We start from the raw sequence: 17,686 nt of genomic DNA on the forward strand, positions 1-17,686 counted from the left end.
TTCAGATAAGGCTTAAGGACCAAACACATGGCCACTGAAATCACAGTTCCCGCTCTCGGCAGAATCCGTCACCGAAGGCTCTATTGGCGAATGGCTGAAACAGCCCGGCGACGCGGTTGCGCTGGATGAACCGATCGTTTCGCTTGAAACTGACAAGGTCGCGGTCGATGTGCCCTCCACTGTCGCTGGCGTGTTGTCTGAACACCGCGCCGAAGTGGGCGATACAGTTGAAGTGGGCGCGGTTATCGCGGTTGTTGAAGCGGGCGAAGCGGGCGCGGCGGCGAAACCTGCCGCTGCGAAAGCGGACACGCCTGCACCTGCGGCAAGCGAGGCCGCTGCAGATTCGTCCCAAACGCTCTCCCCCGCCGTTCGCCGCGCGGTTCTTGAACACGGGGTTGACCCCTCAACGATCAAAGGCACCGGCAAAGGCGGGCGGATCACCAAGGAAGACGTGCTCGAAGCGGCCAAAGCAAAAAGCGACAGCCCGGCGCCTGCGCCCGCAGCCTCTCCCGCATCGGCCCCGGCACCCGCAGCCGCAGGCGCCCCAGCTGGGGAGCGCCGCGAAGAACGCGTCAAAATGACCCGTATGCGCCAGACTATCGCCAAGCGCTTGAAAGGCGCTCAGGAAGAGGCTGCTCTGCTCACGACATTCAACGATGTCGATATGAGCGCGGTCATCGAAGCGCGCACCAAGTACAAAGACCTGTTCGCAAAGAAACACGATATCCGTCTGGGCTTTATGGGCTTTTTTGCAAAAGCAGCCTGCCTCGCGCTGAAAGATGTGCCGTCGGTCAACGCCTATATTGAGGGCGATGAGATCGTGTACCACGACTATGTCGATATCTCGGTCGCGGTCAGCGCACCCAATGGCCTAGTCGTCCCAGTGATCCGCGATTGTCAGGACAAAGGCTTTGCTAGAATCGAAAAAGACATCGCTGACTTTGGCGCGCGCGCCAAGGAAGGCACGCTGACCATGGCCGATATGCAGGGCGGCACATTCACCATCTCCAATGGCGGCGTGTTCGGCAGCCTCATGTCGACCCCCATCATCAACCCGCCGCAATCGGCCGTGCTGGGCCTCCACCGCATCGAAGACCGCCCCGTGGCGGTGAACGGCGAAGTGGTGATCCGCCCGATGATGTATATCGCCCTGTCTTACGACCATCGCCTGATAGACGGGCGCGAGGCTGTGACAGCGCTCAAAATCATCAAGGAAGCGATTGAAGATCCTACGCGGATGCTGATTGACCTTTAATTCTCAATCCGCTCGTGCTGAGCCTGCCAAAGCACTGCTCTTCACTTTTGAGCGGAAACACCCAAGTGAAGGACTATCCTTCGACAAGCCCAGGATGGGCGGAGTTAGAAATGGCTGAATACGACTACGATTGCCTTGTTATTGGCGCTGGCCCCGGCGGTTATGTTGCCGCCATCCGCGCGGCGCAGCTCGGCCTCAAAACCGCCTGCGTGGAAAGCCGCGAGAGTTTGGGCGGCACATGCCTCAATGTAGGCTGCATCCCTTCCAAAGCGCTCCTTCACGGGTCCGAATTGTTTGAAGAAGCAGACGGCGGGCACTTTGCCACATGGGGCATCACGGCCAAGCCAAAGCTCGACCTGAACGCGATGATGGCGGAAAAAACGAAAGCCGTTGGCGAATTAACAGGCGGCGTCGAGTTTCTGTTCAAAAAGAACAAAGTCACATGGATCAAGGGCCACGCCGCCTTCGAAGATGCGCACACTGTCAAAGTCGGTGATGACAAAGTCACCGCCAAAGACATCATCATCGCCACAGGCTCAAGCGTTACTCCCCTGCCCGGAGTCGAAGTCGATAACGCCGCCAAACGCATCGTTGACAGCACTGGCGCGCTCGAATTCGAAGAAGTGCCAGAACATCTCGTCGTGATCGGCGGCGGGGTGATCGGCCTTGAGCTCGGATCTGTCTGGCGCAGGCTGGGTGCGAAAGTCACTGTCATCGAATTCCTTGACCAGTTGCTCCCCGGAATGGACGCGGATGTGCGCAAGGAAGCGGGCCGCATCTTCAAGAAACAGGGCATGGAGCTGATGCTCAGTCACAAGGTCACTGGCGCATCGGTCAAAGGTAAAAAAGTCACCCTTACTGTCGAAAAATCAGCAGGCGGCGATGAACAAACCATCGAAGCCAGCCACGTGCTTGTCTCCATCGGTAGGCGGCCCAACACCGATGGGCTTGCGCTCGATAAAATCGGTATCGAAACCAACAAGCGCGGCCAGATCGAAGTGAACCACGATTTCAGCACCGGCGTTGAAGGCGTATGGGCCATTGGCGATTGCGTGCCCGGCCCGATGCTCGCTCACAAGGCTGAGGATGAAGGCATTGCCTGCGCTGAAAACATCGCGGGCGAAACCGGCATCATCAATCACGATGTGATCCCCGGCGTTGTCTACACTATGCCAGAATTTGCCGATGTCGGCCTTACCGAAGCGGCTGCCAAAGAAGCCGGTCACACCGTGAAAGTGGGCAAATTCCCGATGTTGGCCAACAGCCGGTCCAAAGCTAACCGCGATACGGCAGGCTTTGTGAAAGTGGTTGCCGATGCGGAAACCGACAAAGTTCTGGGCGTGCATATCGTCGCAAGCCTGGCTGGCACAATGATCGCGCAGGCAGCCCAAGCGATGGAATTCGGCGCAACATCCGAAGACATCGCCTACACCTGCCACGCGCACCCAACTCACGCCGAAGCCTTGAAAGAGGCCGCGATGGCGGTGACGGGCAAGCCGATCCATATGTGATCTGGGGAGTTCGAGATGGCCCGTTCAGCCGCGATTATCGGAGCGGGCCAGATCGGATATACAGCATCGCTTGCCTTTCGTGAGGCAGGCTGGGACGTGCGTGTCTTTGCCCGCAGCGCGCCTGCTTGGACGGCTGCTGATATCGCCCATCAGCGTTATTCAGCAGGCGAAGACCCCGCGCCAAATGCTGATGTTGTGCTCGACACCATCGCCTTTGATGATCGGGACAGCGCCCGATATGATCCTGGTAAAGTGGGCCGATACATCGCTATCTCCTCTGCAAGCGTTTATTGCGACAGCGAAGGGCGAACATTGGACGAGGCCGCGCAAAACGGTTTTCCCAAATTCGAAGGGCCCATAACCGAGGATCAATCCACGGTCCCACCGGGAGCAGACACATACTCTACTCGCAAAGTTCGCATGGAGAACAAAGCGTTTGATGTGTTCGGAAACCGGGCGACAATCTTGCGCCCCTGTGCAGTCTATGGGCCTTACTCACGGCATCCGCGCGAATGGTGGTTTGTCAAAAGATTGTTAGACGGCCGCCGCCGCATTCCGCTCGCTTTTCGTGGCGAGAGCCAATTTCACACGACTTGCGTGCAGATGATGGCATCCTTCGCGCTCGCCGCGGCGCAAGGCGATCATGGCGGTGTCTTCAACATCGCCGATGATTCTGCGCTCAGCACCGCGCATATCGGCAGTAAAATTGCCGCAGAAATGAATCTGAGTTGCGAGCTCGTAGCGATGGACGGTCCGCCTGTAAGAACAGTGGGGCGATCCCCTTGGTCTGTGCCTTCACCGTTTGTGTTGAGCTGCCGAAAGGCTGCCAGCATAGGATGGGATAAGTTCGCTCTCTATCCCGGAGATAACGATCCCATTGGATGGCTTTCTAACCTCAATCCCGATGACTGGCGCACCGCCTTCCCGCAGCTCGCCGCCTATCCGTGGGACTTGTTCGATTATGAGGCAGAGGACCGGTATTTCGCAGCCCAATGAATTTCCTGAGCCCCGGACGAGTGAGTGCTGACGAGGTGAAGATATATGTGTGCTTGCATCCCTTGAGCACCATGCTACGTGTGTTATCGAATTGACACACCAACACACGTAAGGATCTTTATGCCGCTCACTCAATCGCTCGCCCGCTGTCTTGCACCGCTCGCTATCACCGCACTTTGCGCCGCTGCGCCTATGTCTGCGGTGAACGCGCAAAGCGGCGAAGAATTGGCCGCGATTGTAGAACCCGATGCACAAAGCGGCGTCTATATGGGCGCGGTGCTTGTCGCTGATGCCGATGGCGTGCAGTTGGATCAGGCATGGGGCTCTGCCGACCTTGAATGGGATATCGCAAACACCACCGAGACGAAGTTTCGCATCGGGTCGGTCACCAAGCAGTTCACCGCGGTTTCCATTTTGCTGCTGCAAGAGCGCGGCTTGCTAAATGTCGATGATCCGGTTTCCAAACATATCCCAGACACTCCCGAAGCGTGGACCGGGATTACCTTGCGCGATTTGCTTAGGCACACATCGGGCATTCCCAATCTCACATCACTTGAGCGGTTCGGAACACAGAAATTTTTGCCCACTTCGCAAGATGATCTTATCGAAATGTTTGCGGATCTCCCGCTCGAATTCGAGCCGAATTCCAAATGGAGCTATTCCAACTCAAACTACGTCCTGCTGACGCGTGTGGTCGAAAACGTGGCCAAGCAAAGCTATTCTGAATTTGTGACGGCCAATTTGTTCGAACCGCTTGAGATGCAATCCACCGGAATTGATCGGAGCGCGCAAATTCTACCAAACCGAGCGTCAGGATACACGCCTTCGGAAAACGGCGTGGTGAATGCTGAATATATGAACATGGCCATCCCTGCAGGCGCTGGCGCGCTTTATTCGACCACCGGCGACTTGCTCAAATGGCAGCGCGGTCTGTTTGGCGGCGCAGTGCTGAACGAAGAAAGCATGGCGCAGCTGACAATGCCGGGCGATTTTGAGGCGGTGGCAGGCGCAAAATACGCCATGGGGCTGCTTGTTACAGACGGACCTAATGGCCGAATGATCTGGCACGGCGGCGGGATTGAAGGCTTTAACGCGTTTCTCGGCCATGCCCCAGCCACCCAGACAACAGTGGTGGTGCTTGCCAATTTGAACGGCGGATCGGCTGCAAAGCTTGGCATGGGATTGTTGAAAGCCGCCAGCGCTGAATGAGCGCACCGCCCTGCCTTCGCTGGCTGCTAATTATCCCAGGCGCCTGTTCGACTGCAAAACTGAGGATCAGTTTTTCGCAGCCCGGTGATCGTCCTTCGCTTTAGGCGATATCTCCTTGCGCCGCTGCGCTGCGCGCTTCAAAGGCGCAGGCTATGGCTCAACACACTATCATGCGCGCGCTGGCGAAATATCATGTTTGGCTGGGATGGCTGGTCGGCGTGCCGATTGTCATGTGGCTGGCGAGCGGTCTGTTTATGACGCTCAAACCGATTGAAGAGGTGCGCGGGGAGCATTTGCGGCTGCCCGCTGCCGGTGCAGCTCTGGTGATCGAAGGCAGCGCTTTGGCGACGCAGGAGGCGCAGCTCAAAGATATGCGCGTGACCATGCAGGATGGCCGCGCGGTGGCGATTTTGACAACGCTGGACGGTATCACCACCCGTGTTGATTTAGAAAACGGCTCGCCCCTCCCCGCCCTTGACGCATCGGCTGCACGGGCGCTTGCGGCCAAGCGGATCAAGGGCGGCAAGGATGTGCGCGCGGTGACTTTTTTGAAGCTGAGAACGTGCCGTTTGATTTTCGCCGGCCTATCCCTGTGTGGCAGGTCGCGCTTGAGGATAGCACGCATGTCTATATCGGCCGCGATACCGGCCAGATTGAGGCTGTGCGCACCCAGTGGTGGCGGTGGTTTGATCTGGCTTGGGGTTTGCACATTATGGATTTTGATGAGCGCGAGGCGACGAGCCATCCGATCCTGATCCTGTTTGCAGGGCTTTCGCTTACCGGGGCGATTATCGGGTGCATCCTGATGTTCCGCCGCCGCAAAACCCGCCCTGAGCAGATGGCCAAATGAACGAGGCGATCCTTACCCCGATCCTCGACTGGCTCGATATTGTCGGCATTGCGATCTTTGCGCTGTCGGGCGCGTTGGTGGCTGCGCGAGAGCGTCAGACATTTGTGACCATGGCGTTCTTCGCACTGGTCACAGGCGTTGGCGGCGGGACAGTGCGCGATCTGCTTATTGATGCGCCGGTGTTCTGGATGACCGACCCGTGGGTCGCGCCTGTGTGCCTTGGCATGGCGCTGGTGGCGTGGTTTACGCCTGTAAAACTGTGGGAAGGCAAGCTGCTCGATTATGCAGACGGAGTTGGGCTGGCCGCTTATGCAGTGCTCGGCAGTGCCAAGGCGATTGCTTACGGCGTGCCGCCTGTGCCCGCTATCCTCATGGGGATTATCACGGGCTGTGTTGGCGGGGTCATTCGCGATGTGGTCGCCGGGCGCCCCTCAATCATTATGCAGCCTGAATTGTATGTGACAGCGGCGGCGTTAAGCTCGGCTTTGACAGTTATCGGCATGGCATTTGCGCAAGCGATCGGCCTGATTGATGCAGCGATCTGGAGCGGGGCATTTGTCGCAGGTTTTGCGCTGCGGGCGGCTGCGATCAGGTTTAACTGGTCGCTGCCAAGCTATGGGCGCGGCCAAGTTTAGGCAGCAAAGTATTGACGCATCCGGACCTGCAAAACTGAACGGCGAACCAACCTGCCATCATGGGCAAATCAGTCCGCCGCCAGGCACTCCGCCGCAGAGGACACTTGCGGCGAAACTTGGGTTACTGCGAGCAGCGCCGCTTAATTGCCCCAATTGGTTCCTTGTGAATTGCCCAGATCACCATCCACCGTTTCAGGAATAGTCTCGCCCGGTATCGGTCCGCCGGGATAGGCTGGCTGCGGCCCAGCGGCGTCAAAGCGGTCATTCAGCGGCTCACGCGGATCGCCCCGGTCCACCAGGGCAATGCGCGCATTGGCATAGCGATCATCGCTCAACTGGCCCTCGGCGCGGGTCGAATAGGAACCCTCATAGGGCGCGCTCTCACGGTTCTGGAAAGCTTGGGTGCGAAACCCGTCGCGGTAATCGAGCGCTTCGATCCGGCCATCATTGGAAATGCGGCAGGTGAACGGCTCGCCATTGGCAACAGTCCCGCGCACGCTCCAGCCATTGCCGCTGCGTTCAACCCCGCTGATATCACCCAAAGCTGCATCGCGGCTGACGGCGTTGCTGCACGTATCAATCGCGCCATCAATGCCAATGGGTGCGGCGGAACGGCGCTGATCTTGGGGGTCTTGCTGGCGCTGTTGCGGCAAACGCTCTTCAGCGCCGCGCCCGCGATAGGTTTCGACATCGACCCCGCGAGAGCGCAGATATTCCAGCTCGCGCTGTTGTTCGCGGTTTTGTTCGCGCAGATCGCGCAATTCGCGGTCCTGCTGGTTTTCGCGTTCCCAATCATTATGCCGATCACGCCGGCGTTCATATCGGTCGCGGCGGTCGCGGTTGTTGTTCGCCGCGCTCGCAATGGCGGCAATCCCGCCGATAATTGCAACGCCTGCCAGCACATCACCTGCCCGCACGCCGCGCCTGTGGCCCCGGCGCCAACCGCGCCTGCCCCACCGGCCCCAGCGGCGATATTCGCTCGCCTCGCTGGCACTATCGCCCGGCAATGGCTGATGAAATTCGGTGTAAAGCGTGTTGTGTTTGGCGGTGCTATCGACCGGCAATTGCGCCGCGTGCGCCGGTGTCACAGTCATGGAGGCGGCAGCCAAAAGCCCGGCCATTGCCCCGATACGATAGTTGTGAGCCATAAGCTCCCTCCTGTTGATCGATGCGAGCGGCCACCACGCGCTCTATGTTGAACACATCCGTGTAGCATAAAGACTGAGCCTTTGCTGAACCGTATGCGCGCGGCCCTGTTTTTTCCCTTTATGCCCGCACGCAAGAATGCGCCCCGAGCCTTGTAAGAAAGACCCGAGGCGCACCTCATACCCTTTGGTGGGAGGGGGTATTAGCGAAGACCGCGAATGCCTCGAAATTCTACAAAGGGGCGGCCGCGACCGTCAAAGTAGCACGTGAACCGGCCCCGGTCGAAATCGCGGCGATCATATCCGCGCGCACCTTCGACCTGGATGCGGCCTTTCACGCGGAAACCATTGCGAGTGCGGTCCACATCGCGGATCTGAGTCACATCGGCAAAGCGGTATCCGCCAAATCGGCGCGCTTGGCGTTCAGCCACTCGGACACAGCGTTCCACCGCGCGGCGGCCGTTAAAGCGGTTGCCATTAAAGCGCTGGTTGTAATGGCGGTTGTTGTGATTGCGATCATAACGGCGATCGCGGTAATGCCCGCGGCGGTTGCGATCACCGTCAAAAGCTCCGGCAAGGGCGGCAATCCCGCCGATAATAACAGCGCCAGCGATCACATCGCCTGCATCAATGCCCCGGTCCCGGTGGCGATCATCCGCCATGGCAGGGGTCGCACTTGCGAGAGCCATCGCGCCGGCCGCGACAGTCCCGAGCGTGCCTTTGGCGAGAGTTTTTGTGAAATTCGTCATCAGGTTCTATCCTCGGGTTTTACGAGTGGCGGAAGAATTTCCGTTCACTGTGAGAGCCTTTTAGATGAACGATTCTGATATGGGCCTGAGCGAGCCTTGCAGGCGATGTTCAGGTAAACGCGCCTTTTCCTGAACATACAGGTGCCGCAATACCCCCTGCGCAGGTGTTTAGTGAACAAAACCCAAGGAGCAGCTGGAGGGCCACTGCGGCCCTAATCCTCCAAGGCGGCCAGCACATCTCTGGTGAAAGCAGCGATATCGAACCGGGTGCCCACCATATCCTCTCCGCGCCGCACGATCACGACATTGCGGCTCGGCACGATGACAAGATACTGCCCGCGATTGCCGCGCGCGAGAAAAGCGTCATCGGGAATGCCATCATGCGCATCGGGCCGGTCTGGATGTTTGAAGGTCCACCACCCTGCGCCATAGCCAAAATTGCCGGTTTCTGGCTGCGGGCCGCTCATCGCTGAAACATAGTCACCCCACCCTTCGGGCAGCAGGCGCTCTCCGCTGGGCAGCACACCGTCATTCAAATAGAGTTGGCCCAGCTTGGCAAGATCACCTGCCGTGGTCCAAACCTGGCTGGAGAGGACATAATTGCCTCTTATATCGGTTTCCGCGACCGTGTTCGTCATGCCGATTTTACCGAAAGTTTCCGCCGGGGGGTAGAAATCAAGATGCCCTTCAACCGCTTTCACCGCCATCAGCGTATCATTGTTGGCATAGCGAAATTGGGTGCCGGGCTTGGCGATCACCGGCCAATTGGTCGCGCGTTCATCCACCGTGGTCCCGCCCCAATAAAGCGGATCGGTGCGATTGCCGCTGGTGTCGGAATACCGCCCCGATGCCATGCGCAAAGCGTGATCGATGGTGATAGCGCCGCGCGGATCGGTCGAGCCGCCGCGCAGCCAGTAATTGATGCCAACCGGATCCTCGACCGAATATTCCCCCGATTGGACCGCCACACCCACAAGGGTCGCTGCAATGCTTTTGGCGACTGACCATGTGCGCTGAGGGGTATCGGGGCCAAAGCCCTGCTCATATCGCTGCTCCATTAACTTGCCGTCTTGCAATACGACAACCGCGGTAGAGCGCGCGCCTTCGCCATAGATATCGGTCGAAAAGGCGGTGGCGAGAGTTTCACTGAACCGCTTGCGCACTTTGCCGTCATCTGGAAACGCGGAAAAGCCGCCAGCTGCATCCTCTTTTGCGGCAGGCAGAGCTTGGCTCGCATCACTCACATCCTCGGGCGCGCCAATCGGCAGCACCGAACAGCCCGTGCTCTCGCCGTAATAGACCGCGAGCCTATCCGGCATATCCTGCGCCCATTCGACCTGCACATGCGCAATCCGGCCCGAGGGCCGCCTTACGATCTTAAAGGGAAGTTCGCGGACGATATCATCGAGCGGTGCCTGAATGCCGGTCAATTCCCAATCACGAATGCTCTCCGGCGTCCGCTCGCCCCCAGCAGCCTCGGCATGCGCCATCGCGCTGCATAGGAACAGCGCCTTATATCCCGCCGCCAATGCGCGGTCGTATTTGGCATCAAGGCGGTCCTGCTGCGATTGAGCCTCAGCGCAGGAGGCAGACAAAGCGAGTGCAGCGGCGGCTGCGATTATGGTGAGTGGTCTCATGCACGCGACACTAGGGCGCGCACCGCAAAAGAAAAGGGCCAGCGGATTTCTCCGCCAGCCCTAAATCTTGTGCCTCCAGCGTTCGCCGGAGTGATGAGGTATCAATTACGCAGCGGCTTCTGCCTCGGCGTATTCGTCCACTTCGCTCATGTCGGGGCCGCTGTCCTGGCCTTTGGCATCGACGTCACGCTCGACAAATTCGATGATCGCCAGCGCAGACGCATCGCTCTCGCGGTAACCTGCCTTGATGATGCGGGTGTAGCCGCCATCACGGTCGCTGTAACGCTCGGCCAGAACGTCGAACAGTTTTTTAAGCTGCGTTTCATCCTGCAAGCGGCCCATGGCGATCCGGCGGTTGGAAAGCCCGCCGCGCTTTGCCAAAGTCACCAGCTTTTCGACATAAGGACGCAGTTCTTTCGCTTTCGCCTGTGTCGTGCTGATCTGCTCATGCTTGATAAGAGCGGCCGCCATATTGCGGAACAAAGCCTTGCGGTGGCCCGATTTGCGGCTGAGTTTCCGCTGTGAAATTCCATGACGCATTGTGTTTTCCTTCGTTCGTTATGGGCCCGTATCAGGTAGCCCGTAGCTGGTTCAGATTAGGGCCCTGAACCTTTGCCCCTTTTTGCCCCTGTGTGAGCCCCCGCGCAGGCGAGAGCCTCCATCGGCGAAGCGCCTGGCGGCACAAGGCCCCTGTTTTCACAGGGGCTTCCGCAGGAATTATCCCAATAATTCCTGCTCCAGCTTCTTGGCCATTTCCTCAATGTTCTCTGGCGGCCATCCGGGGATGTCCATGCCCAAACGCAGACCCATGCTGGAAAGCACTTCTTTGATCTCGTTCAGCGACTTGCGGCCAAAGTTTGGCGTGCGCAACATTTCGGCTTCGGTCTTTTGGACCAGATCGCCGATATAGATGATGTTGTCGTTCTTGAGGCAGTTTGCGCTGCGGACGGACAATTCCAGCTCGTCGACCTTTTTGAGAAGGTAACGGTTGAGCTGGTTCGCATCGTCTTCCTGCGGTTGCGCTGCCTGGCCGATCATCGCCGATTGCGGCTGCGGGATGCCATCTTCGAAATGGACAAACAAAGTCAGCTGATCCTGAAGGATGCGCGCAGCATAGGCGACCGCATCATCCGGCGTGACAGTGCCATCGGTTTCGATCGTCAGCGACAGCTTGTCATAATCGAGTTCCTGACCAACGCGGGCGTTTTCGACCTTGTAGCTGACCTGGCGGACAGGAGAGTACAGCGAGATCCACCGGGATCAGACCAATCGGCGCATCCGCCGGGCGGTTCTGCACGGCAGGCGCATACCCTTTGCCGACGTCAGCGGTCAGCTCCATGTTGAGCGTGGCGCCTTCGTCGAGATGGCAAAGGACCAGATCCTTGTTCATCACTTCGATGTCGCCAGTGACGGCGATATCGCCCGCTTTCACAGTTGCCGGGCCAGTTACGGACAGCTGAAGGCGCTTGGGCCCCTCGCCTTCCATTTTCAGCGCGATCTGTTTCACATTGAGGACCATATCGGTCACGTCTTCGCGCACACCGGCCAATGATGAAAATTCGTGCAGCACGTTTTCAATCTTGATCGAAGTGATCGCGGCGCCCTGCAATGAGGAAAGCAGCACCCGGCGCAGCGCATTGCCAAGCGTCAGGCCAAAGCCACGTTCAAGCGGTTCAGCGACAAATGTCGTCTTGCGCTGCTTGTCGCCGCCTTCCTTGACTTCGAGAGCGTTGGGTTTCTTCAGTTCCTGCCAGTTCTTCGTGTTGACGGACATGGATTTCCCCTAATTCGCTTAATTCTAAGCGGTTCAAATTTCTGAGCGAGATGCCGGGCAGTTTAGGTTCACAACTGCCTGCCAGACCCGCCCTTGCGAGTGCACGATGCCATCACAGCTTCGTGCACCAATTGCGGATCAAACGCGGCGACGCTTGGATGGCCGCACACCATTGTGCGGGATCGGCGTCACATCGCGTATGGATGTAATATTAAAGCCCACCGCTGCAAGTCCGCGCAGCGCGCTTTCGCGGCCAGAGCCCGGACCTTTCACTTCGACTTCGAGAGTGCGCACACCGTGTTCAGCGGCTTTTTTGCCCGCATCATCGGCGGCCACCTGAGCGGCATAAGGGGTCGATTTACGGCTACCCTTAAAACCCATCATGCCTGCAGAGGACCAGCTGATCGCATTGCCCTGTGCATCGGTGATGGTGATCATTGTGTTGTTAAAGCTGGCATTGATGTGCGCAACGCCGCTTGAGATATTCTTTCGGTCGCGGCGTCTTACTTTACTGCCGGGTTCGCGTGCCATTGTTCCAGTTCCTTATCTGTGCGCAAGAAGGCAAAAGCGGTTGGGGACCAGCCCCAAAAGCTTACTTCTTCTTGCCTGCAATCGGCTTGGCCTTACCCTTGCGGGTGCGGGCGTTGGTGTGCGTGCGCTGTCCGCGAACGGGCAGGCCATTGCGATGACGCAGACCGCGATAGGAACGCAGATCCATCAAACGCTTGATATTCATCGCGGTGTCGCGGCGAAGATCACCTTCGACCTGATGGTCGCTGTCAATCGTTTCGCGAATGCGCAACACTTCTTCGTCGGTCAGATCCTGAACGCGGGCAGAATGCGCAATGCCAAGCTTGTCGGCGATTTCAACAGCCGTTGTCCGGCCAATTCCGTGAATATAGGTGAGCGCGATAATAACGCGCTTATTTGTGGGGATGTTTACCCCGGCAATACGAGCCACTTAATACTTCTCCATGCTCCACGGGGTTTATGGCCAGTATGGCCAACGCCCCCATCTCAACGCTTTCATCCGGATTGACCAACCGCCCTGACGATATCAGCGCGGCACCGATCTGTTGACAAAGCAGTCTTGCAAGACACACTGTGCAGTGAAACGGCGAAAGTCCGGGTGGAGCGCATCGAGCACATCCGGCCGGACTTAAAAGACAATCTTGAATGAAGCGCGCGCTTACGGCGATTCGCACGGACAGTCAACCGCTTGCAAGCGATTCCTTTCCGCCGAGTGAAAAACAGCCCAATCGGGCCAAGTCCAAACAGACTAATACAAGGCACCTCTTAGGTCAAAAAACCCGGTGCCAATGCTGATTTTGGTGCAGCAAACATTTCAGTTACACTGCAATTATGCGCATCAGCCCCGCGCTTTCACCCGGATACACAATTTAAGAAAAAACAGCGTTTCAATTAACCAAACTCTGGCAAACAGGACAAATGGCAAAGCAGTGCGCGCCAAATCTGTATTTATTATTCGTGCGAGCAATGTCGCTCGCATGCGCTCTGGTTTTGACCTTTTTCGCAAGTCTTATTGCCGCCGCCGATCCCGCATCTGCCGGGCGCATAGAGGCTGGTACTTTCATCGCGCATGACACGCTGGGCACGAACCGAACCCCGGATTTCGTTGCGTTTCAACAGGCTTTTGACGTCCCGCCGGTGGTCATCGTCATCTCCAATTCTAATGGGGGGCAGTCTGCAAGTGTTCGGGTGACGAACATTACGACGGCGGGTTTCGATGAACTCATAGTCGAACCTGATAACTGGGATGGCCGCCATCTCGCGATGCTGACCCAGTATATCGCGATAGAGCCGGGGCGGCATGTCCTTCCAGACGGAACCGTTATCGAAGCGGGCCGCTCGTCTGTTTCGGCGGTCCAGTTCGGACCTGGCTTTACCGGCGGTTCAGCGAGCTGGGCCAGTGTGAATTTTTCATCCCCCTCGCCTCGGCCGCCACGGTCATCCACCAATTGCAAACTGCAAACAGTGAGACCCGCGATGTTGCGCAGCTCACTTCTCGCCCGCACATCACGTCCATCGCACAAAATCCAAGTGCCGCCGGGTTTCAGGTCGCGATCGAGCGCAGCCAGGCCAATTCCGGCCCCTTCCCCAGCACTGAGACAATCGGCTGGATCGCTTTTCCCGCTGGAGCCGCAGGGTCTTTTCCAGACATCAATGGCACTACGATCAATTGGAGCGCGGTGACGAGCGGTTTCTTCCTGAGAGGCTGGGATCAAAATTGCCAAAGCACACCGATTGGGCTGACAGCAGCAAATCCGGTAGCGGTTGCCAAAAAACTATCGCGCAACAACGCCGATGGCGGATGGCTGCGAAACTGCGCCGTTGGCAGCAACTTTACAACATTGCGAGTGGATGAAGACACCGATCAGGACGGCGAACGCAGCATTGCTGCTGGTGATGCCGAACGCGTGGGCATCATCGCTTTCAGCCAAGCGTTCCACGCCAATCTGGCCGCCTCGCTTGCGGTGACCAAAGTGCGCACCAGCACCGATGATGGCACTGGCGGCGCATTTGCAACGCCGGATGCGATTGTAACCTATTCGATTACCGTCACCAATTCGGGCAACGCCCCGCCCAATCTTGGGAGCGTGCTTGTGACCGAGGAATTGCCGGGAGAGCTTGATCTGGTGGTTGATGATTTTGCAGGGCCGGGATCAGGCCCGATTGTCTTTACCGATGGCGCCCCGCCCACCGGAATGGCCTGCACCTTTGTCGCTTTCAACAACACGGGCGACTGCTTTGCGTTTTCACAAGACGGCGCCGATTTCTCCTATGTGCCTTCTGACAGCGGCGACGGGACCGATCCCAATGTCCGCTTTATCAGAGTGCAGCCAGCGGGCTTTATGGCAGGCAATAATGGCAGCGGGCCTACGCAATTCACTTTGGGCCTGCGCGCGCGTATCCGTTAAGATCTGCGTGCAAGGCAGCCAGCTTACCCGTCTGACAGATCGCCAAAGGCATCATCCACAGATGGGCCGCTATTGTCCGGTGCGTCTTCTGACGTGTCACCATCAGCATCAACATCAGCATCACCGGCATCCTCTGCCGTTTCGGGCTTCGGCTTGGTCACTGCTGGTTTTACCGGCGGCCCGCTGACTCGGCCCAGTTTCTCCGCCAAGCCAGCCAATTGCAGGCTCATCACCCCATCGACCGATTTCGCAATATCAGCAACCTCATAACGCATTTCGCCGCCGACATTGTATTCCCAAACGATACGCGTGCCCTCGTCCACTTCGCTGATCGCGATGGTGAGGATGCCCGTCACAGGCTCGCTTTGCAGCGGACCAAGCGCGCCTGTCATGCGCAGCGCGCTCTCAGGATAGGCCTGGATGACGCGCATATGTTCCACACTGCCTTCGAGAGTGAAGCGGTCTGGTTCGTCAATTTCGGGGATTTTCTCGCAAAAGCATCCGCCCGCCTGCGGGGTCAGCGTGAGATTGGCAGCATCGGCTGACCATGTGTGCTCAGAACTCCACCAATCTGCAGGCGTGATGAGCGCAAGCCACACCTGTTTGGGCGTTGCATCCACAACGGCCTCATCGCGCGTGGTAAAACCGTTATCGCTCGTCCGGCTTACCTCAGCGGACAGCGGAGCGGCGGCGAGGCAGAGGGCCGCGGCGGCGAATCCTGCGCTTGTTCGAATGGTGCGGTTTGGCATGGCGTGGCGTCCTCCGATTTGAGGACCACCTCTACGCGAAGCGCCTTGCAGGGGTAAAGAGCCAAAGCGCACGAAGCGCCTCTGGCTTCAGCCAAGAATAGCGTCGACCGCCTGCGCGACCTCTTTAATGCCTGCCATGCCATCGACACGGCTGACAATGCCGCGCTCTTCATAGCCGGGCAGGATCGGCGCGGTTTCATCCCGGTAAACGCCCATGCGTTTGCGCACGGTTTCCTCGTTATCATCGGGCCGGCGCTTGAATTCTGTTGCCCCGCAAGCATCGCACACGCCCTCTTTCGAAGGCGGATTGGCGGTATCATGATAAAGCGCGCCGCAGCTGGCGCAAGAAAAGCGGCCGCAAATGCGCTCCACCAGAGCGTCTTCATCCACGCCCAGCTCAATCACATGGTCAAGCGTGCGGCCATTCTTGGCGAGGATACGGTCGAGATCGCCGGCTTGGGCAGCGGTGCGCGGATAGCCATCAAAGATCGCGCCCTGATCATCCGGCATAGCGGCAAGGTTTTCGTCAATCAGCGACGATACGATCTCATCCGAGACCAGCTCACCGCGATCCATCACCGCTTTTGCCTCTAATCCGACAGGGGTTTGCGCTTTCACAGCGGCCCGCAGCATATCGCCTGTGGAAAGCTGTTTCATTCCGTGGCGCTCAACGAGCCCCGCGCTTTGCGTCCCCTTACCAGCCCCAGGAGGACCAAGAAGAATGATGTTCACCAACGCTTCCCCTATTTTCGCGAGCGTATTCGCTGCGCGCGTTGTTCACTTGACCTTACGGTGTGTGCGTTACCGCATCCGGCCTTTCAACTTAGCTTTCTTGATCAGATCGCCATATTGGTGCGCGAGCAAATGCGATTGCACCTGGCTGAGTGTATCAACCGTAACGTTGACCACAATCAACAAACTGGTGCCGCCCAGAAACAGCGGAATGCCCGTTTGCGCGATCATATATTCAGGAATAACGCAGACCGCCGTCAGGTAAATCGCGCCCACAACCGTGATGCGGGTCAGAACGTATTCAAGGTAGTCCGCCGTTCGTTTACCCGGACGAATGCCGGGAATGAAGCCGCCGTTTTTCTTAAGGTTATCGGCAGTCTCTTCCGGGTTGAAGACAACCGCAGTGTAGAAGAAACAGAAGAAGATAATCCCGATCGCATACAGCGCCATATAGATTGGCTGACCATGCGCGAGATATTGGTTGAGCGTCACAATCGCGCCGCCAAACGAGCTTTCCGTGTCCACCGAATTGCCCGCAAATTGTGAAATCGTCAGCGGCAAAAGCAGCAGCGAGCTTGCGAAAATCGGCGGGATAACGCCGGCGGTGTTAAGCTTCAGTGGCAAGTGCGAACTGTCCGCCTGCATCATGCCGCGCTGTGTTGCACGCTTGGGATATTGGATGAGCAAGCGCCGCTGAGCGCGTTCAACAAAGCTGATGAGCAGGATCAGCACCACAACCATCACGATAAAGCTGATGATGATGGTGGGAGAGATCGAACCGGTGCGCCCGCCTTCGAAAAGGTTGGTCGCAAAGGTCGGGAACTGCGCGACAATACCGGCCATAATGATCAGCGAGACGCCATTGCCGATCCCGCGAGAAGTGATCTGCTCACCCAGCCACAAAAGGAACATCGTCCCGCCGACAAGGCTGATAACCGCACCAACGCGGAACATATAACCGGGCTGCACAACCGCCGCGATGCCATTGGCAGCGCCAAAGCTTTCCAGCCCTTGCGCGAGGAAATACCCCTGGATCGCGCACAGGAACACCGTGCCATAGCGCGTATATTGGTTGAGCTTTTGCCGCCCCGTCGCGCCCTCTTTTTTCAGCGCGGCCAGCGTCGGGTGAAGCGCCGATGCCATCTGCACCACAATCGAGGCGGTGATATAAGGCATCACGCCCAGCGCGATCAGGCTCATGCGTTCAAGCGATCCGCCTGAAAACGTGTTGAACAGGTCAAGAATGCCCCCTCGCCCAAGATCGGCAAGGTTTTGCAATGCCGCCGGGTTAACGCCGGGCAGCGGGACAAAGCTCAAGAAACGGAACACAATCAGCGCACCAATGGTGAACCAGATGCGCTGGCGCAATTCGGTTGCCTGAGCAAAGTTGCCCAGGTTCATATTGCTGGCGATGTTGTCGGCGCGAGATGCCATAATGCTCTATCGATCCATGTTGTCTGCTGGTGCGGCTCTCACCGGAACTCAGCACAGACACGGTAAATAGG

At 58.0% G+C, this 17,686-nt stretch carries 15 protein-coding genes and 2 pseudogenes; 7 read left to right on the top strand and 10 right to left on the bottom strand.

Annotated features, from left to right (window positions below; all coding sequences use genetic code 11):
* The first annotated feature begins 27 nt into the window (after positions 1-27).
* The 6 genes and pseudogenes from odhB (at position 28) to AC0V6L_RS15255 (ending at position 6,456) form a co-directional block, all read left to right on the top strand.
* Positions 28-1,255: pseudogene (gene odhB / locus AC0V6L_RS15230) on the top strand (2-oxoglutarate dehydrogenase complex dihydrolipoyllysine-residue succinyltransferase).
* A gap of 110 nt (positions 1,256-1,365) precedes the next feature.
* Positions 1,366-2,766, top strand: coding sequence for a dihydrolipoyl dehydrogenase (gene lpdA, locus AC0V6L_RS15235; protein ID WP_486154997.1), 1,401 nt, complete (start codon positions 1,366-1,368; stop codon positions 2,764-2,766).
* A gap of 15 nt (positions 2,767-2,781) precedes the next feature.
* Positions 2,782-3,762, top strand: a complete 981-nt coding sequence (locus AC0V6L_RS15240; RefSeq protein WP_486154998.1) for a Rossmann-fold NAD(P)-binding domain-containing protein — start codon at positions 2,782-2,784, stop codon at positions 3,760-3,762.
* A 120-nt stretch (positions 3,763-3,882) separates the two neighbouring features.
* Complete coding sequence (locus tag AC0V6L_RS15245) at positions 3,883-4,971, top strand: serine hydrolase domain-containing protein (protein WP_486154999.1); 1,089 nt, start codon at positions 3,883-3,885, stop codon at positions 4,969-4,971.
* Positions 4,972-5,533: 562 nt separating this feature from the next.
* Positions 5,534-5,821, top strand: coding sequence for a hypothetical protein (locus AC0V6L_RS15250; RefSeq protein WP_486155000.1), 288 nt, complete (start codon positions 5,534-5,536; stop codon positions 5,819-5,821).
* Positions 5,818-6,456 (top strand): trimeric intracellular cation channel family protein, encoded by a 639-nt coding sequence (locus AC0V6L_RS15255; RefSeq protein ID WP_486146776.1) that lies wholly within the window; start codon positions 5,818-5,820, stop codon positions 6,454-6,456. Before AC0V6L_RS15250 ends, AC0V6L_RS15255 begins: the two co-directional genes overlap by 4 nt.
* Positions 6,457-6,596: 140 nt before the next feature.
* On the opposite strand, the gene AC0V6L_RS15260 is transcribed toward AC0V6L_RS15255, so the two are convergent.
* The 7 genes and pseudogenes from AC0V6L_RS15260 to rpsM all read right to left on the bottom strand — a co-directional run bounded on the left by AC0V6L_RS15260 (position 6,597) and on the right by rpsM (position 12,722).
* Positions 6,597-7,604 carry a hypothetical protein gene (locus AC0V6L_RS15260; RefSeq protein WP_486155002.1) on the bottom strand — a complete coding sequence of 336 codons (1,008 nt, stop codon included), beginning with the start codon at positions 7,602-7,604 and terminating at the stop codon, positions 6,597-6,599.
* Between the two features lie 200 nt (positions 7,605-7,804).
* Entirely contained in the window at positions 7,805-8,350 is a 546-nt protein-coding gene (locus tag AC0V6L_RS15265; protein ID WP_486155003.1) for a hypothetical protein, read from the bottom strand.
* Between the two features lie 212 nt (positions 8,351-8,562).
* Positions 8,563-9,987, bottom strand: coding sequence for a serine hydrolase domain-containing protein (locus AC0V6L_RS15270; protein ID WP_486155004.1), 1,425 nt, complete (start codon positions 9,985-9,987; stop codon positions 8,563-8,565).
* Between the two features lie 105 nt (positions 9,988-10,092).
* On the bottom strand, positions 10,093-10,527 hold the full coding sequence (gene rplQ, locus AC0V6L_RS15275; protein WP_486146784.1) for a 50S ribosomal protein L17: 435 nt from the start codon (positions 10,525-10,527) through the stop codon (positions 10,093-10,095).
* A 177-nt stretch (positions 10,528-10,704) separates the two neighbouring features.
* Positions 10,705-11,761, bottom strand: a pseudogene (locus tag AC0V6L_RS15280) (DNA-directed RNA polymerase subunit alpha).
* 138 nt (positions 11,762-11,899) lie between these two features.
* Positions 11,900-12,292, bottom strand: a complete 393-nt coding sequence (gene rpsK / locus AC0V6L_RS15285) for a 30S ribosomal protein S11 (RefSeq protein WP_486146786.1) — start codon at positions 12,290-12,292, stop codon at positions 11,900-11,902.
* Positions 12,293-12,353: 61 nt separating this feature from the next.
* Positions 12,354-12,722 (bottom strand): 30S ribosomal protein S13, encoded by a 369-nt coding sequence (rpsM, locus tag AC0V6L_RS15290; protein ID WP_486146788.1) that lies wholly within the window; start codon positions 12,720-12,722, stop codon positions 12,354-12,356.
* Positions 12,723-13,740: 1,018 nt separating this feature from the next.
* Here rpsM and AC0V6L_RS15295 point away from each other — a divergent pair.
* Positions 13,741-14,700, top strand: coding sequence for a hypothetical protein (locus AC0V6L_RS15295; RefSeq protein WP_486155005.1), 960 nt, complete (start codon positions 13,741-13,743; stop codon positions 14,698-14,700).
* 23 nt (positions 14,701-14,723) lie between these two features.
* On the opposite strand, the gene AC0V6L_RS15300 is transcribed toward AC0V6L_RS15295, so the two are convergent.
* From AC0V6L_RS15300 to secY, 3 genes are all read right to left on the bottom strand, one after another.
* Positions 14,724-15,449, bottom strand: coding sequence for an SRPBCC family protein (locus AC0V6L_RS15300; RefSeq protein ID WP_486155006.1), 726 nt, complete (start codon positions 15,447-15,449; stop codon positions 14,724-14,726).
* Between the two features lie 87 nt (positions 15,450-15,536).
* On the bottom strand, positions 15,537-16,181 hold the full coding sequence (locus tag AC0V6L_RS15305) for an adenylate kinase (protein ID WP_486155007.1): 645 nt from the start codon (positions 16,179-16,181) through the stop codon (positions 15,537-15,539).
* A 69-nt stretch (positions 16,182-16,250) separates the two neighbouring features.
* Positions 16,251-17,615, bottom strand: coding sequence for a preprotein translocase subunit SecY (gene secY, locus AC0V6L_RS15310; protein WP_486146796.1), 1,365 nt, complete (start codon positions 17,613-17,615; stop codon positions 16,251-16,253).
* Positions 17,616-17,686: the final 71 nt, after the last annotated feature.

This window comes from Erythrobacter sp. JB1-15 (assembly GCF_057365035.1).

Excerpts from the sequence above, each read along its gene's own strand:
- lpdA (WP_486154997.1), top strand. The coding sequence starts at position 1,366 with ATGGCTGAATACGACTACGATTGCCTTGTTATTGGCGCTGGCCCCGGC.
- AC0V6L_RS15240 (WP_486154998.1), top strand. The coding sequence starts at position 2,782 with ATGGCCCGTTCAGCCGCGATTATCGGAGCGGGCCAGATCGGATATACA.
- AC0V6L_RS15245 (WP_486154999.1), top strand. The coding sequence starts at position 3,883 with ATGCCGCTCACTCAATCGCTCGCCCGCTGTCTTGCACCGCTCGCTATC.
- AC0V6L_RS15255 (WP_486146776.1), top strand. The coding sequence starts at position 5,818 with ATGAACGAGGCGATCCTTACCCCGATCCTCGACTGGCTCGATATTGTC.
- AC0V6L_RS15260 (WP_486155002.1), bottom strand. The coding sequence starts at position 7,604 with ATGGCTCACAACTATCGTATCGGGGCAATGGCCGGGCTTTTGGCTGCC.
- AC0V6L_RS15265 (WP_486155003.1), bottom strand. The coding sequence starts at position 8,350 with ATGACGAATTTCACAAAAACTCTCGCCAAAGGCACGCTCGGGACTGTC.
- AC0V6L_RS15270 (WP_486155004.1), bottom strand. The coding sequence starts at position 9,987 with ATGAGACCACTCACCATAATCGCAGCCGCCGCTGCACTCGCTTTGTCT.
- rplQ (WP_486146784.1), bottom strand. The coding sequence starts at position 10,527 with ATGCGTCATGGAATTTCACAGCGGAAACTCAGCCGCAAATCGGGCCAC.
- rpsK (WP_486146786.1), bottom strand. The coding sequence starts at position 12,292 with ATGGCACGCGAACCCGGCAGTAAAGTAAGACGCCGCGACCGAAAGAAT.
- AC0V6L_RS15300 (WP_486155006.1), bottom strand. The coding sequence starts at position 15,449 with ATGCCAAACCGCACCATTCGAACAAGCGCAGGATTCGCCGCCGCGGCC.
- secY (WP_486146796.1), bottom strand. The coding sequence starts at position 17,615 with ATGGCATCTCGCGCCGACAACATCGCCAGCAATATGAACCTGGGCAAC.